The 15,185-nt window shown below is 64.9% G+C and carries 15 protein-coding genes; 9 read left to right on the top strand and 6 right to left on the bottom strand.

Annotated features, from left to right (window positions below; translation table 11 throughout):
* Positions 1 to 14: 14 nt before the first annotated feature.
* From CR152_RS03625 to CR152_RS03640, 4 genes are all read right to left on the bottom strand, one after another.
* Complete coding sequence (locus CR152_RS03625; protein ID WP_099873726.1) at positions 15 to 881, bottom strand: carbohydrate ABC transporter permease; 867 nt, start codon at positions 879 to 881, stop codon at positions 15 to 17.
* The gene (locus tag CR152_RS03630; RefSeq protein WP_229413767.1) at positions 871 to 1,725 is read right to left on the bottom strand and encodes a carbohydrate ABC transporter permease; all 855 of its coding nucleotides are present in this window, start codon (positions 1,723 to 1,725) and stop codon (positions 871 to 873) included. Before CR152_RS03630 ends, CR152_RS03625 begins: the two co-directional genes overlap by 11 nt.
* A 200-nt stretch (positions 1,726 to 1,925) precedes the next feature.
* Complete coding sequence (locus tag CR152_RS03635) at positions 1,926 to 3,179, bottom strand: ABC transporter substrate-binding protein (RefSeq protein ID WP_099881964.1); 1,254 nt, start codon at positions 3,177 to 3,179, stop codon at positions 1,926 to 1,928.
* A gap of 102 nt (positions 3,180 to 3,281) precedes the next feature.
* Positions 3,282 to 4,565 carry a maltoporin gene (locus tag CR152_RS03640; protein ID WP_099873728.1) on the bottom strand — a complete coding sequence of 428 codons (1,284 nt, stop codon included), beginning with the start codon at positions 4,563 to 4,565 and terminating at the stop codon, positions 3,282 to 3,284.
* 436 nt (positions 4,566 to 5,001) lie between these two features.
* On the opposite strand from CR152_RS03640, the gene CR152_RS03645 reads away from it, so the two are divergent.
* The 6 genes from CR152_RS03645 to CR152_RS03670 all read left to right on the top strand — a co-directional run bounded on the left by CR152_RS03645 (position 5,002) and on the right by CR152_RS03670 (position 11,290).
* Entirely contained in the window at positions 5,002 to 6,342 is a 1,341-nt protein-coding gene (locus tag CR152_RS03645; protein ID WP_229413271.1) for an ABC transporter substrate-binding protein, read from the top strand.
* 7 nt (positions 6,343 to 6,349) lie between these two features.
* Entirely contained in the window at positions 6,350 to 7,063 is a 714-nt protein-coding gene (locus CR152_RS03650; RefSeq protein ID WP_306625219.1) for a response regulator, read from the top strand.
* Complete coding sequence (locus CR152_RS03655; protein ID WP_099873730.1) at positions 7,056 to 8,528, top strand: ATP-binding protein; 1,473 nt, start codon at positions 7,056 to 7,058, stop codon at positions 8,526 to 8,528. The genes CR152_RS03650 and CR152_RS03655 overlap by 8 nt, the downstream gene beginning before the upstream one ends.
* 52 nt (positions 8,529 to 8,580) lie before the next feature.
* The gene (locus tag CR152_RS03660; protein WP_099873731.1) at positions 8,581 to 9,729 is read left to right on the top strand and encodes a class I SAM-dependent methyltransferase; all 1,149 of its coding nucleotides are present in this window, start codon (positions 8,581 to 8,583) and stop codon (positions 9,727 to 9,729) included.
* Positions 9,730 to 9,848: 119 nt separating this feature from the next.
* Positions 9,849 to 10,823 (top strand): J domain-containing protein, encoded by a 975-nt coding sequence (locus CR152_RS03665; RefSeq protein ID WP_099873732.1) that lies wholly within the window; start codon positions 9,849 to 9,851, stop codon positions 10,821 to 10,823.
* Positions 10,824 to 10,894: 71 nt separating this feature from the next.
* Positions 10,895 to 11,290 carry a lysozyme inhibitor LprI family protein gene (locus CR152_RS03670; RefSeq protein WP_157778312.1) on the top strand — a complete coding sequence of 132 codons (396 nt, stop codon included), beginning with the start codon at positions 10,895 to 10,897 and terminating at the stop codon, positions 11,288 to 11,290.
* Between the two features lie 10 nt (positions 11,291 to 11,300).
* Here CR152_RS03670 and relB read toward each other — a convergent pair whose 3' ends face one another.
* Positions 11,301 to 11,486 carry a type II toxin-antitoxin system RelB family antitoxin gene (relB, locus tag CR152_RS03675; protein WP_099873734.1) on the bottom strand — a complete coding sequence of 62 codons (186 nt, stop codon included), beginning with the start codon at positions 11,484 to 11,486 and terminating at the stop codon, positions 11,301 to 11,303.
* 122 nt (positions 11,487 to 11,608) lie between these two features.
* Between relB and CR152_RS03680 the strand changes: the two genes are divergently transcribed.
* Together CR152_RS03680 and CR152_RS03685 are read left to right on the top strand one after the other, a co-directional pair.
* Complete coding sequence (locus tag CR152_RS03680; RefSeq protein WP_099873735.1) at positions 11,609 to 11,977, top strand: UDP-N-acetylglucosamine-peptide N-acetylglucosaminyltransferase; 369 nt, start codon at positions 11,609 to 11,611, stop codon at positions 11,975 to 11,977.
* Positions 11,967 to 12,473, top strand: coding sequence for an HAD family hydrolase (locus CR152_RS03685; protein ID WP_099873736.1), 507 nt, complete (start codon positions 11,967 to 11,969; stop codon positions 12,471 to 12,473). Before CR152_RS03680 ends, CR152_RS03685 begins: the two co-directional genes overlap by 11 nt.
* Before the next feature lie 200 nt (positions 12,474 to 12,673).
* On the opposite strand, the gene CR152_RS03690 is transcribed toward CR152_RS03685, so the two are convergent.
* A complete protein-coding gene (locus CR152_RS03690; RefSeq protein ID WP_099873737.1) occupies positions 12,674 to 13,180 on the bottom strand; it encodes a chemotaxis protein CheW in 507 nt (168 codons plus the stop codon).
* 280 nt (positions 13,181 to 13,460) lie between these two features.
* Here CR152_RS03690 and CR152_RS03695 point away from each other — a divergent pair, with 280 nt between their 5' ends.
* Positions 13,461 to 15,050, top strand: a complete 1,590-nt coding sequence (locus tag CR152_RS03695; protein ID WP_099873738.1) for a DUF3369 domain-containing protein — start codon at positions 13,461 to 13,463, stop codon at positions 15,048 to 15,050.
* Positions 15,051 to 15,185: the final 135 nt, after the last annotated feature.

Below are 15,185 nucleotides of genomic sequence, written 5' to 3' on the forward strand. Positions count from 1 at the left end.
TGAATTAGTTGAAATCAGCCCTTGACCGCGCCCGCGGTCAGCCCGCGCACGAAGTATTTGCCAGCCACCAGGTACAGCCCCAGGGTCGGCAGCGCGGCGATGATGGCGGCGGCCATGTTGACGTTGTATTCGGTGACGCCGGTCGAGGTGTTAACCAGGTTATTGAGCGCCACCGTGACCGGCTGCGCATCGGCGCCGCCGAACACCACGCCGAACAGGAAGTCGTTCCAGATCTGGGTGAACTGCCAGATGAAGCAGACCATGAAGATCGGCAGCGACAGCGGAAAGATCACGCGGCGGTAGATGGTGAAAAAGCCGGCGCCGTCGATGCGCGCCGCGTTCACCAGTTCTTCCGGCACGGTGACGTAGTAGTTACGGAAGAACAGCGTGGTAAACGCCACCCCGTAGATGATGTGCACGATGATCAGGCCGGTGGTGGTGTTGGCCAGGCCGGCCATGCCGAGCAGGCGCGCCATCGGCAGGATCACTACCTGGAACGGGATGAAGCAGCCCACCATCAGGGCCGTGAACACCACGTTCGAGCCGCGAAAGCGCCAGTGCGCCAGCACGTAGCCGTTCAGGGAGCCGATCAGGCTCGAAATGAGCACCGCCGGTATCGTCATGCTGACCGAGTTCCAGAAGTAGGGCGCCAGGCCCTCGCAGCGCACGCCGGTGCAGGCGCCGCTCCAGGCGCGCGTCCAGGCTTCGGTGGTCGGGGACAGCGGCAGGTCGAGGATGGTACCGGTGCGGATCTGCTCGAGCGACTTGAACGAGGTGGTGAGCATCACGTACAGCGGCGCCAGGTAGTACAGCGCCACGAGTGTGAGCAGCACGTAGATGAAGATCCGCCCGGGAGTGAGCTGGTTCTGGTCAGCGCCCATGGCGTGCTCCTTTGGTTTCGAGGTACATGAGTGGCACCAGTACCGCCAGCACGGTGGCCAGCATCATCATGGCCGACGCCGCGCCCAGGCCCAGCTGGCCGCGCGTGAACGAGAACTGGTACATGAAAATGGCCGGCACGTCGGACGAGGTGCCAGGTCCGCCGGCGGTCAGCGCCATGACCAGGTCGAAGCTCTTGATGGCGATGTGCGACAGCACCAGCAGCACGCTGAAGAACACCGGCCGTAGCGCGGGAATGACGATGCGCAGGTAGATCGTGGGCAGGCTGGCGCCATCGACCATGGCGGCCTTGATGATGGCGTCATCCACGCCGCGCAAACCGGCCAGGAACAGCGCCATCACAAAACCCGACGACTGCCAGACGCCGGCGATGACGACCGTGTAGATCGACATCTCGGAGTCGACCAGCCAGTCGAGGCGGGCGTTGACGAAACCCCAGTCGTGCAGCATTTTTTCCAGCCCGAGGCCGGGATTGAGAATCCACTTCCACGCCGCGCCGGTCACGATGAACGACAGCGCCATCGGGTACAGATAGATCGCGCGCAGGGCGCCCTCGGCGCGGATGCGCTGGTCGAGCAAGATCGCGATCGACAGGCCGATGGCCAGGCACAGCAAGATGAACAGGCCGCCGAAGATGCCCAGGTTGGCCGCCGCGGTCCACCAGCGATCCAGGCCGAACAGGGCGGTGTACTGGCCGAAGCCGGCGTACTCGAAGCGCGGCATCATGCGCGATTCGGTCAGCGACAGAAAGGCGGTCAGCACGATGAAGCCGTACACGAACACCAGCGACATCAGGATGGTGGGCGCCAGCACCAGGCGCGCCATCCAGGCGTCGACGCGGGCGGCCCAGCGGCCGGGAACCGCGGGGGCGCGCGTGCGCGCCTGCGGCCCCGGACTGGAAGTCAGGGAGGAAGCGGACATGAATAGATCTCCAAAAGACGGATGCAGGCCGGCGCCAATGCGGCGGGCCGGGCTGACGGGTGCGCGCGCGGCCGTGAGCCGCGCACGGGGGTGCTACGAGAGGCTTACTGCGTCTTTGCTGCCTTGGCCAGGGCTTGAACCGCTGCCTGCGGGGTCATGGTGGAGTTCATGAACTTGGCCACCACGTCCTGGATCGCGCCGGCCTTGGCCGAGTCGAGTGCCATGCCGTGCGCCAGGCTTGGCAGCAGGGCATTGCCCTTGTTGCTGGCCGCCATGTCATCCATCGACTTGGTGGCGCAGCTGTCGAACTTGGTGCGGGCGATGTTGGCGCGCGCCGGGATCGAACCCTTGTTCAGGTTGAACACTTCCTGGAATTCCGGGCTCATCACGGCCGACGCCAGGGTCAGCTGGGCTTTCTGCTCTTCCGGATTCTTGACCGTGAACATGGCCAGCGAATCGATGTTGAAGGTGAACGATTTCTCGGTGCCCGGCGCGGCGACGCACAGGAAGTCCTTGCCCGCAACCTTGCCGGCGGCGGTGAATTCGCCCTTGGCCCAGTCGCCCATGAACTGCATGCCGGCCTTGCCGTTGATGACCATGGCGGTTGCCAGGTTCCAGTCGCGCCCGGCGGCATCCTTGTCGATGTAGGTCTTGATCTTCGCCAGCGTTTCGAACGACTTGATCATGGTCGGGCCGGTCAGGCTGGCCTGGTCGAGCTTGACCAGCGACTTGTTGTAGAAGTCGGCGCCGCCGACGCCCAGCACCACCGTTTCAAAGATGGTCGTGTCCTGCCATGGCTGGCCGCCGTGGGCGATCGCCACCAGGCCGGCTTTCTTGATCTTGTCGGCCGCGGCGAAGAATTCGTCGAAGTTGGTCGGGGTCTTGGCGCCGGCCTTGGTCAATACCGCAGGGTTGATCCACAGCCAGTTGACGCGGTGCACATTGACCGGCGCAGCGACGTAATGGCCCTTGTATTTCATCACGTTGGAGATGACCGGCGGCAGCAGGCTGTCCCATTTGCCGGCCGTGGCCGCGCTGTCGATATTGGCCAGCACGCCTTCATTGCCCCATTCCTGGATCGCCGGGCCCTTGATCTGGGCCGCGGTCGGTGGGCTGCTGGCGATCACGCGCGCTTTCAGGGCGGTGGTGGCGTTCTCGCCGGCACCGCCAGCGACCGCGAAGTCTTTCCAGACCACGCCTTTCGCTTCCATCATTTTTTTCAGTTCGGCAATCGATTTGGCTTCGCCGCCGGAAGTCCAGTAGTGCAGCACTTCGACTTGCGGTGCGGCTTGCGCCACGCCGGCCAGGGTGGCCAGGCCGGCCGCGGCCAGGAAGAACTTGAGTTGTTTGATTTTCATCTGGTTCGTCTCCAACGATTTTTTGATTTGACTGCGAGTGTGACTGCGTCGATCTCGGTGCGCGGCGTCAGCCGCGCACCATTGCTGCGGGTTTTCCTGCTGTTACCACCAAGCTTCCAGGTGGACGCCGTACGACGTGCCGCTGGTCTTGTCGCCATACACCGGGCCGCCGTTGTTGAAGGCATTCACGGCGCCCTTGGCGGCGTCGTTCCATTTGCCGTAGCTGACAAAGGCGCGCAGTTCCGGACGCGAGTAGTAGTCGCGGCCCAGGCTGATGGTCGGGGCGATGGTCAGCTTGGTCAGGCGCTGGGCGGACGGGTTGGCCTTGTCTTTCAGGCGGGTCACGCCCAGCTCGGCTTGCATCTTGAAGTTTTCGGCCAGGGCGTACACAGGGCGCGCGCCGACGGTGGTCCAGGTGGCGCTACCGTTCAGGTCCGACTTGTCGCGCTGGTACAGGGCCACGAATTCCATGCTGAAGTCGCGCGTCGGCTGGATCACGATATCGTTGAACACGCGCACACGGGTCACGTCCGAATCGAGCAGGGTGCTGCCGGAAGGGCCGATACGGGCGCAGCAAGGACCATTGATGCCGGTGCCGGGGCCGACGCCGTACTGCACGCCGAAAGTGTTGCCGCCGCCGAGGATCTTGGCCTGGCGGTGGAACAGCGAGACCTGGTAGCCGTCGTGGGTCTTGACGTTGTTGTTGTCGTCCTGGGCATGGATCAGGCTGACAGCGATGTCGAGGGTGCCGTTCGGATTGACCGGCAAGCCTTCGTACACGATGTTCTGGCGCAGTGCGGAATTGGTGCTGCGCAGGGTGCGCACGCCGGTCAGCGGATCGGTGGAGTAGACGTTGTCGTCGTTGTCCTTGAACAGGGCGTAGCTGATCTTGCCTGGGCCGACAGGGTAGCCGTCGACGCCGCCGCCGGTGCCGTTCATGTTGATGTACTGCATGTCCAGCATGTGGATATCAGGACGGTAGTAGTGACGCTTACCGGCCCAGATGATGCCGCCGTTCATGAACGGCAGGTTTTTCGCTTCCACATAGGCTTTCGAGACGGCCAGTTTGGCGTCGGCGAAGTCCGAGCCGTTCTTGTAAGCGTCGACCCAGAAGGTGCCGACGAAGGTGGCGCCGTTGCTGGCCTTGGCCAGGGCGTGGGTGTAGCCGAATTCGGTGAAGCTGTCGCACTCGTTGCCGAGGCGGTAGGACATGGTGATGCCGCCCAGGCCGTAGCAGCTTTGCGAACCGCCGTTGGTGGCCGAGCCGACGCCTGCGCGCAGGTAACCGTGGAAGCCCTCGGTCTCATGGTCCCCGGCGACGGCGCCGCTGCTGGCGAAAGCGAGCAGCAATGCGGTTGCTAATGTACTCAAAGTAATGCGTTTCATTTAGTCTCCTTATTAGTATGTAAAGTAGCGGGGCGAGGTGGCGCTACCTTGATCAGCACGCTTGCGGCACTGTTACGTCGACATCCCGGCCACCTTAAAGCGTGTTCAAGCGACAACGTGGGCGACAGTAGCATCGGCTCGCAAAAAAGTGCGATTGGCGAACAATCGCCCCTTGTAACATTCCAAGTGCTTGATTTGTAAGGAAAGCGCCGATTTCGTGCTGTTGAGCTTGCAACATATCTTTACAATCGCCGCGCGCAGGAATTTACGTTCGCTCACTCTGCCGTGGCGCCGAAAACGCCGGTAAATCCGGACGGCGCCGCCTGCAACAAAACGAAACAATTCGCAAAATAACTTTGCAAATCGCTGTAGTAAAATTACATTTTTTGTGCGGTTTTTTCGTTATACACTGTCCCGCAAACAGGAGGGCGTGATAGTGGCGAAAGCGACAACGGGCAAAGTGCCCCGGGAGACAGGCGCGCGCGGCAGGCGCTTGCTGGCCGCGCTGGCGCTCGCTGTGCTGGCGCTGCCGATGCCGGCCCGGGCCGACGCCAAGGCGGATGCCAAGGCCAAGGCCGAGGCCAGGCCCGTGACCGAGTCGCTGCAGGTGCTGCACTGGTGGCAGTCGGCCAGCGAACGGCGCGCGGTCGACCTGCTGGCCGAGCGCTTGGGCCAGCAGCACGTGCAGTGGCGCGACGCCATGGTGCCCGGCGGCTCGGGCATCGGTGCCGGCATCGTCCTGCGCAGCCGCGTCCTGGCCAAGGATGCGCCGGAAGTCGCCCAGCTCAATGGTATCGTGATCCGCGACTGGGCCCGGCTCGGTTTGCTGGCCGATCTGGACCAGGTGGCCGCGCGCGGCGACTGGGAGCGCCAGTTGTTGCCCGGTATCGCAGCCCTGATCCGGCCCGGCCAGCATGTGGTGGCGGCTCCGCTCGGCATTCACCGGATCAATATCCTGTTTCACAACCGCGCCCTGTTCGCCCGTCACGGCTTGAACGCGCCGGTCACCTGGCCCGATTTCGAGCGCGCCGCCGCCGTGCTGGCGCGCGCCGGCGTGACGCCGCTGGCGCAAAGCAGCGAACCGTGGCAGGTCGCCACGCTGTTCGAGACGCTGGTGCTGGCCGAGGGCGGGGCGGCCTATTTCCGCCAGCTGTTCCAGCAGCGCGAGCCGGCCGCGTTCGCCGATCCGCGCCTGGGGCGCGCCTTGACGCGCCTGCGCGGCCTCAAGAAGTGGATGGGCGCGCCCGTGCGCGAACTGAGCTGGGCGGAGGAAGTGCGCCAGGTGGCCGACGGCAGCGCCGGCATGCTGGTCATGGGCGACTGGGCCAAGGGCGAGCTCAACGCCCTGGGATTGCACAGCGACCGCGATATCGGCTGCGGCGCCGTGCCCGGCACGGCCGCCTATCACCTGTATAACGTCGACATGCTCAGCATGCTGGCCGAGCGCCCGGCCCAGCGCGCCTCGCAGGAAACGCTGGCGGCCATGGTCATGCAGCCGGCCCTGCAGCGCGATTACAGCCGCGTCAAGGGCTCGGTCCCGGTATTGCGCGCGCCCGACCTGGCCTCCATGGATGCCTGCGCGCGCGCTTCCTGGACCCTGTTCGCCACCTCCCCGGCCGGGCAGGTGCCGAGCATGGTGCACCGCATGGCCACCGACGAAACCGCACGCGACGCCATGGTGGCCGAGCTGCACCGCTTTTTTCTTAACGAACGCGTCAGCGTCGCCGATACCCAACGCCGTCTGGGCGTGATCGGCCGCCGCCCGCAAGACAGGTAAGCTACACATAATGCGAAACATCCTCATCGTCGACGATGACCAGAAGATCAGGACCCTGCTCAAGACTTACCTGGAAAAGAACCAGTACTCGGTCACCCTGGCTCACAACGGCGCGTCCTTCTTCACCGAATTCAACCGCAGCGTGGACACCCTGTCGCTGGTCATTCTCGACGTCATGCTGCCCGACACCGACGGCTTTGCCCTGTGCCAGGCGGTGCGGCGCCGCTCGAACGTGCCGATCATCATGCTCACCGCCAGTTCCGACGAAGCCGACCGCGTGGTCGGGCTGGAACTCGGGGCCGACGACTATATTTCCAAGCCGCACAGCCCGCGCGAGTTGCTGGCGCGCATCAAGGCGATTCATCGCCGCACCGGCATGGAAGCGGCGGCGCCGCCGCGCTACCACCGTTTCGGCGGCTTTACCATCGACACCGTCGAGCGCAGCGTGGTCGACCACATCGGCACGCCGGTGCCGCTGTCGGGGCTCGATTTCCAGCTGCTCAAGTATTTCATCGATCACGCCGGCGAAATCCTCGACCGCAGCGTGCTGTGCGAAGCCACGCGCGGGCGTGACGCCGGGCCGTTCGACCGTTTCCTCGATGTGCAGATCAGTCGCCTGCGCCTGCGGTTCAACGATTGCGGCAAGCAGCCGTGGCTGATCAAGACCGTGCGCGGCGCCGGCTACGTTTTCGCCGCCAGCGTCATCAGCAGCCATGAATAAACGTCCGCGCGGCTGGGCGCGCTGCCTGCCGCAGTCGCTGCTCGGACGGCTGACCTTGCTGATGGTGGCCGGCGTGATGCTGACCCAGCTGGCCGGCAACTACATCTGGGCCAGCCAGCGCCGCGCCGAGTCCCAGGTCGAGGTCGCCAACGCCGCCCAGCAGCTCGGCCACAGTGCCGCCAGCGCGGTGCGCTTTTTCCTCAGTTTGCCGCCGAATTACCGGCCCCTGATCATCCAGCAGTTCGGCGAAATGGGCGGCACCCGCTTTTTCGTCAGCCTGAACCGCGCCGCGGTGCCGGCCGAGAGCATCGGGCCGCAGCCGCTGGCCGATATCGCGCTCGCCACCGTCCAGTCCACCCTGCACGCCGACCTGCCCAACAACCGCAATGTGCGCGTCGCTTTCGTGTGGCCCGAGCACCTGGTGGTGGCCGACGACGGCACCCGCCTGTCGGCCCTGCCGGAGAGCCGGGTGCGCCAGATCGTGCTGGCCAAGCCGGCCCCGGTGCTGCTGATGCAGGTGGAAATGGAACCGGGCCACTGGCTGTATCTGGCCACCCTGATGCCCAGTCCCTATTTTCTCGACAGCGGCAAGCTGTTTACGCGCGACCACCTGCTGCTGCACGCGCTGTCGCTACTGGCGGTGGTGATGCTGTCGATTCCCGTGGTGCGCTGGACCACGCGCCCGCTGGCGGCGCTGTCGGAAGCGGCCACCGCGTTCGGCAACGGCGAGCGCATGCCGGCCCTGCCGGAGACCGGCAGCCGCGAATTCGTCAACACCGCGCGCGCCTTCGGCGCCATGCGCGAGCGCATCGGGCGCTACATCGACGACCGCGAACGCCTGTTCGTGTCGATCTCGCACGACCTGCGCACCCCCATCATGCGCCTCAAGCTGCGCGCCGAACTGCTCGACGACGACACCTTGCGCGCCGAATTCCACGAAGATATCGACGAACTGGAAATGATGGTCAAGGGCGCGCTCCAGTGCGTCAAGGACAGCGATATCCACGAAACCCCGACCGAAATCCGGCTCGACGCCTTTTTGGCGCGCATGGTGCGCGGCGCCCAGCTGGCCGGGCACGAAGTCTCGTTCGCGCCCACCGGCCTGTCGGTGACGGCCAAGCCGCTTGCGCTCAAGCGCGCCATCGGCAACCTCTTGGAGAATGCGCTGCACTACGGCGAACGGGCCCAGATCGCGGTGCGCGCGGTTGGTTCGAGCATCCGCATCGCCGTGCGCGACCACGGTCCCGGCGTGCCGGAAGACGCCCTGGCCCAGCTGTTCGAGCCGTATGTACGCCTCGAACACGGGCGCAAGCAAAACAGCAGCGGCATGGGGCTGGGACTGGGCATCGCACGCGGCATCGCCCAGGCCCATGGCGGCCAGCTGCTGCTGCAAAACGCCGAGGGCGGCGGCTTTTGCGCCACCCTGGTGCTGCCCAACGCGTCCGGGGCCGGGGGCGCCGGCTGACGCGATTGTCGACGTAATTGTTGACCGCGGCCGTTGTCGCTACAATGCCGGGATGTCCCTTCCTGTCCCCGATAGCGACGCGCTGGCCGCGTCCCACGCCCTGCAAAACCTGATTGCCGCCGAGATCGCGCGGCACGACGGCGCAATTTCCTTTGCCCGCTTCATGGAGCTGGCGCTGTACGCGCCAGGCCTGGGCTACTACACCGGCGGCGCCGCCAAGCTGGGCGCGGCCGGCGACTTTGTCACCGCGCCCGAAATCAGTTCCCTGTTCGGGGCCGCGCTGGCGCAGGTGGCCGCGCCGCTCATGGCGCAAAGCGCGCCGGCGATCCTGGAGTTCGGCGCCGGTACCGGCAAGCTGGCGCGCGACGTGCTGACCGCGCTGGCGGCCGATGGCGTGCCGGTGGCGAGCTACGCGATCATGGAACTGTCGGGCGAACTGCGCGCGCGCCAGCAGGAAGCGCTGAAAGACTTCCCGCAGGTGCGCTGGCTGGACGACTTCCCGGCCGCGTTCGACGGCGTGGTGCTGGCCAACGAAGTGCTCGACGCCATGCCGGTGGCGCTGGTGCGCAAGGATGCGGGGCTGTGGCGCGAGCTGACGGTCACGGTGGAGGAGGGCGAGTTCGCCTGGCTGCCGCGCGTGCCCGACGCCGCGCTGGCGGCCCAGATCGCGCGCCAGATTCCCGACGCCGACCTGCTGCCGGACGGCTACCTGACCGAGGTCCATCCCGTGGCCTGCGGTTTCATAGGGTCGCTGGCGCGCATGTTGGGCACCGGCAAGGGCGCCGCCATCCTGCTCGACTACGGTTTTCCGGCGCACGAGTTCTATCTCGACCAGCGCATGGGCGGCACCCTGATGTGCCACTACCGCCACCACGCCCATCCCGAGCCGTTTTACCTGCCCGGGTTGCAGGACATCACCGCCCACGTCGACTTCACCGCCATGGCGCTGGCCGCCCAGGATGCCGGACTCGACGTGCTGGCCTACATGAACCAGGCCTCGTTCCTGCTCGGCGCCGGCATTGGCGAACTGCTGCTGCGGCACGACCCGTCCGATCCGATGCGCTACCTGCCGCAGTCCAAGGCCCTGCAAAAACTGGTTTCCCCCGCCGAAATGGGGGAACTGTTCAAGGTGCTGGTGGTGGGACGCGGCGTGGCCCTGCCCGAGGCGCTGGCGCGGGCCGACCGCAGCCACCGCCTGTAGAGCATCTGGCAACTTGCCTTGCCGCTACAATGACGATGAAGGTGTTACGCCGGGCGGGCTTGCCGGCGTGACGACATCGGCTATCATGGACGACTGCCCGCTTCCCCGACCCGACGACAATGGCCAAGATCCACACACATTATGACAACCTGAAAGTGGCGCGCCTGGCGCCGCAGGAAGTCATTCGTGCCGCCTACAAGGCATTGAGCCAGAAATACCATCCCGACAAGAATCCCGGCGACGAGAAGGCCGCGCGCATCATGGCGATCCTCAACAGCGCCTACGGCACCCTGTCCGACCCGGTGCGGCGCAAGGAGCACGACGAGTGGATCGCGGCCGAGGAATGGGAAATCGAATGGCTGGAAAGTACCCGCACCGAGGACGGCCGCGACAAGCCGCGCCATGAAGCGGCGCCGGCGTGGGATGCGGCGCCGGTCGAGGTGGTGGCGCCGTACCGGGCCGTGCGCGATCCGCGCTGGTGGTTCGGGCTGATGCTGTGTTTCGGTTTGGGTTGCGCGGCCGGCGCCTTGTTCATGGACCAGGAGCGCGCGGTACCGGTGCCGGTGGCACTGGCGTCGGCGCTGGGAACGCCGCGCACGGGGGCGTCCGCGCACGCCGGGCCGCCGGCCGACGCGCGCGTCGACAGCTGGGCGATGGCCAAGCCGCACGTGGCCGACGCCGGCCAGCGCCCGCCCGATATCCGCACGCTTGGCGTGACCGAACTGGTGGTGCCGGCGCGCGTGGCCGACTGCGAGACCGAACTGCATTCGCTGATCGCGCCCAACGGCGAGCCGTGGCCGGCGCAGTCGGGCTATGTGGACGGTTTTCCGATCGGCAACCAGGGGCCGGAAACCCAGATCAGCCTCGACAACACGCGCAACGGCTCGCCGGTGCTGGTCAAGATTTTCGATCTCGAACGGCGCTCGAACGTGCGCCATGTGTACGTGCTGGCGCGCGACACGTTCGTGGCCGACCGCCTGGCGGCCGGCAAGTACGAAGTGCGCTACCAGAATATCGACGTGGGCGGCAGCCAGGCCGAATGCGTGGGGCGGCGCAAGCAGGCCGCCGCGGCGCGTCCTCTTGATCCGGGTTGAACCGGATTTTTTTTCATCCCGGGTGCGCCCGGAGTTGCCAGGATGTTTCTTTGATGACCATGTTACGAACGATGTTGTTGCTGGCGCTGGCCGCCGGCGCCGTATCCACCGCCACCGCCGCCGCGCCGGAGGGCGCGCCGGGTACCGCGCTCGGAAAGCAGTACGAGCGCTGCATGAACAAAGCGGTCAGCAATGTTGATATGCAGGAGTGCATGTCGGCGCAGTACGCGCTGGAGGATAAGCGCCTCAATGTGGCGTACCGGGCGCTGCTGGCGCGCCAGCAAGGCGCGCGCAAAAAAGAGCTCCAGGAAGTCCAGCGGATGTGGCTGAAATACACCGAGGCGAACTGCGGGTTTTATGACGATCCCGATGGCGGCACGGCGGCGCGTCTGGCCGCCCATGAATGCGCTGTCAGCGCGCGCGCGGCACGGGCCGCCGAGCTGGAGGAACTGGCGCGCGTTCGGTGAGCGATGCCGGTCAGTCTTCCGGTTCGTACGCAAGCACGAGCGCGGCGCGAATCTGGCGCATTGCCTCGTCGTGCGGGACGCCGGGGCTCGGATCGTCAATCGATGCCTGCACCTCGGCCTTGAGCCACTCGGTATAGGTATCAGCGGCATGCGCATCTTTACTCGCAGCGGCGCGGTCGGCTGTATCGCCCTTCATGATTGGCTCCTTGCTTTGCGTGCGTTCTATCTCGAGAATTATCCGCGCATGTCAGGTGATTGCAAGCGCCACACGGGAGACCAAGTTTTTAAACGCAGTAGCGCTCCTTGTATCGCCTGACCATGAATGAGATCACCGAAGCGCGGCAGCTGGTCGATCAGGCCTGGCAGCGCATGGAGCACTGGGACAGCAACATTGCCGCCGCTCAGGCGCTGCTCGAGCAGGCCCGCGCCGGCCATCCGCATGATCCGCAAGTACTGACCTGCCTCGGCGCGCTGCTGTGCGACCGCGCGCTGTACCGCGAGGCCGAAACCGTGCTGCGCGAAGCGCTGGCGCGGGGATCGCTTGATCGCCACACCACCTTCAATCTGGCGGTGGCGGTGTTCAATACCGGCACGCGCAGACAGGCGCTGGCGCTGTTTGGGGCTGCGGCCAAACTGCAACCGTCGGCCATCACCTGGGCCGCCTACTTCGATCCGCATGGACAATAAGCCGCGCCGCCTGCTCATTTTCGATCTTGACGAGACGCTCGTGCACGCGAGCGAGGTGCCGCTCGCCCATCCCTGTGACTTTGAAGTGGCGCCCTACCTGCTCTACCAGCGTCCGTTTGCGCGCGAACTGATCGATTTTGCCGCCGAGCGCTTCGATCTGGCAGTATGGTCTTCGTCCAGTGCGGCGTACGTCGCTGCAGTGGTGGAACAGCTGTTCGCCGGCGTACCGCTGCAGTTTGCCTGGTCGGTGGAGCGCTGCGTGCAGCGCATCGATACGCGCAGCAACAGCTATGTGTACATCAAGGATTTGCGCAAGGTCCAGAAGTTCGGCTACGCGCTCGATCGCATCACCATCATCGACGACAGCCCGGAGAAAATCGCCAGGCAGCCGCGTTGTCACCTGGCCGTGGCCCCGTTCACGGGCGCGCCCGACGACGTGGCGCTCCTGGCGTTGTGGCAAGCCCTTGAGCTCGCCACAGCGCCAGGAAGTCGGTAACGCGGCGCTGACGACCGTTTAAAGATCGCACTGACAGCAATTACAGATATACCACTGGTCCGTGCGAGAAAAAACTGTTTAAAAACTAAGGCTTACAAAGTTTTTTTGCAGATGGTCCGAAGAGCAATTCAAGATAATCTCCGATATGTGCGAATGGGCGACGCTGTTTCAGTGCTAAATTTGGCGTTCTGCCCGAGCGTTCAGCTCGCCAAGGACTCAATCAGCCCCATGTCGCTCGACGACATCAGTTTGTCGATATCGACCAGAATCAGCATGCGTTCGTCGATCGTGCCCAGCCCGATCAGGTAGTCGCTGCCGAACGCGGTGCCCATTTCCGGCGCCGGCTTGACTTGCTCGGGGGTCAATGTAGTCACGTCGCTCACGCTGTCGACCACCATCCCCATCACGCGCCCGGAAATATTGAGGATGATGACCACGGTGAACTGGTCGTACACGGGCGTGCCGAGATTGAACTTGATGCGCATGTCGACCACGGGAATGATGATGCCGCGCAGGTTGATCACGCCCTTGATGAATTCGGGTGCGTTGGCAATCCGCGTCACCGCCTCATAGCCGCGGATTTCCTGTACCTTGAGGATGTCGATCCCGTATTCTTCCGAGCCGAGCGTGAACGCAAGAAACTCGTGGCCCGCGATATCCTTGCCGGATGGCCCGCCACCGGCTACAGTCGAAGAAGGAACTTGCATGGTGTCTCCCTGTCAAAGCAGCGCCGCGGCGGACGCCTGTGCTGTCAAAGAGTAGCAGATGCCGCGCCAAATGACGAGCGGTGCTGTTGCCAGCCCGCAAAATATGAATGCAGCGGTGCTCGCCTGAGACAAAACATTGTTTATAATTTGATTGGTAAAAAGCGGATGGTACCGATGTCACAGTCGCACTGTTTGCTTAAAGTTACGGTCGGGCAGGAAAGCGCTGTTTTGATTGCATCACGTATGACGCCCCGTTGGCAGGGGCACTTATGGAGCCTGTATGACCGACCCCACAGATGCATCGGACGATAACTGGCTGCTCGACGAAGACGACGAGAGCGGCGCGACCGCCAGTGCCGCGGCGATCGACCAGCGCCTGTGGCGCGTGCTGATCGTCGACGACGACGTCGACGTGCACGCCGTCACCCGGCTGGCGCTGCGCAACGTGGCCTTCAAGGGCCGCGAACTCGAACTGTTTTCCGCCTACAGCGGGGCCGAGGGCTACCGCATCCTGCGCGACACGACCGACATCGCCCTGGTGCTGCTCGACGTGGTCATGGAAACCGACGACGCCGGCCTGATCCTGGCGCGCCGCATCCGCGAGGAATTGAACAACCAGATCGTGCGCGTGGTGCTGCGCACCGGCCAGCCGGGCCAGGCGCCCGAGCAGCGCGTGATCATCGAATACGACATCAACGATTACAAGGCCAAGACCGAGCTGACCACGCAAAAGCTGTTCACCACCGTGATTTCGGCGCTGCGCGCCTACGAGAGCCTGATGATGCTCGAACGCAGCCGCATCGGCCTGGGCAAGATCCTGGCCGGCGCCACCAATCTGTACCAGATCCATTCGCTGCGCGAATTCGCCTCGGGCGTGCTCAACCAGGTCAGCGCGATCCTCGACGTCGGCGCCGACGGCGTGCTGTGCGTGATGTCGGCCGAGACCGGCGGACCGACCGTGGTGGCCGCCACCGGCAGCTATACCTCCCTGGCCGACAGCGAAGCGCTGCCGGCCGATCATCCTTTGATGCCGGCGATTGTCAAGGCGTTCCGCGAAAAGCAGAGCCAGTTCGAGCATCCGGTCAATGTGTTGTACATCCACACCCAGGAAGAGCGCCAGCTGTGCATTTCGGTCACGCCGCCGTGGCCGCTGGCGCCGATCCAGCGCGACTTGCTGGAAGTGTTTTGCCAGCGCATCGCGGCCGCTTTCGACAATCTGTACATGTTCGGCCAGCTGCGCAAGGCGCAGGAAGCGACCGTGGTGGCGCTGGCCGACCTGGCCGAGTTCCGCGACCATGGCACCGGCGGCCATGTGCGGCGCGTGCAGGACATATCGTCGCGCATCGCGCAGCGCATGAAGCAGGATGGGGTGGACGATCCGGGCCTGACCCCGCAACTGCTGGAAATGATCGGCCTGGCCAGCATCCTGCATGACGTGGGCAAGGTGTCCACGCCCGACCAGGTCTTGCTCAAGCCGGCCGCGCACACGCCCGAGGAGCGGCGCGTGATGCAGAGCCATGCCGAAATCGGCCGCTCGATCCTGGAGCGCGCCGCCAGCATGGTCGACGGAGTCAGCTACCTGACCTACGGCGCCCAGATCGCCGGTGCCCACCACGAGCATTTCGACGGCGCCGGCTATCCCGAGGGCCTGCAGGGACGCGCCATTCCGCTGGCCGCGCGCATCGTGGCGGTGGTCGACGTGTACGATGCGCTGCTGCACCGGCGCCCGTACAAGGAACCGTGGCCGTATCCCGATGTGGTGAGTTACATCGCCGAGCGCAGCGGGACCCAGTTCGACCCCGAGGTGGTGACGGCGCTGCTCGACATCATCCGGACCAGCCCGCCTGAACCGGTCGACGCCGACGATTGAAGCGGCGTGCGCGGCCCAGCCGGTGTGGCATTCCCGCATCGGCTTCGCCGTTCCGCACGGCTGAATTCAACTATTTCGTTCCTCTGCCGTAATATACTGAGACCCAGCGTGCCGACGTACGTCGCGGAACTCTGC

The sequence above is a fragment of the Massilia violaceinigra genome (assembly GCF_002752675.1).
In the GTDB taxonomy this organism is placed as follows: domain Bacteria; phylum Pseudomonadota; class Gammaproteobacteria; order Burkholderiales; family Burkholderiaceae_D; genus Telluria_A; species Telluria_A violaceinigra.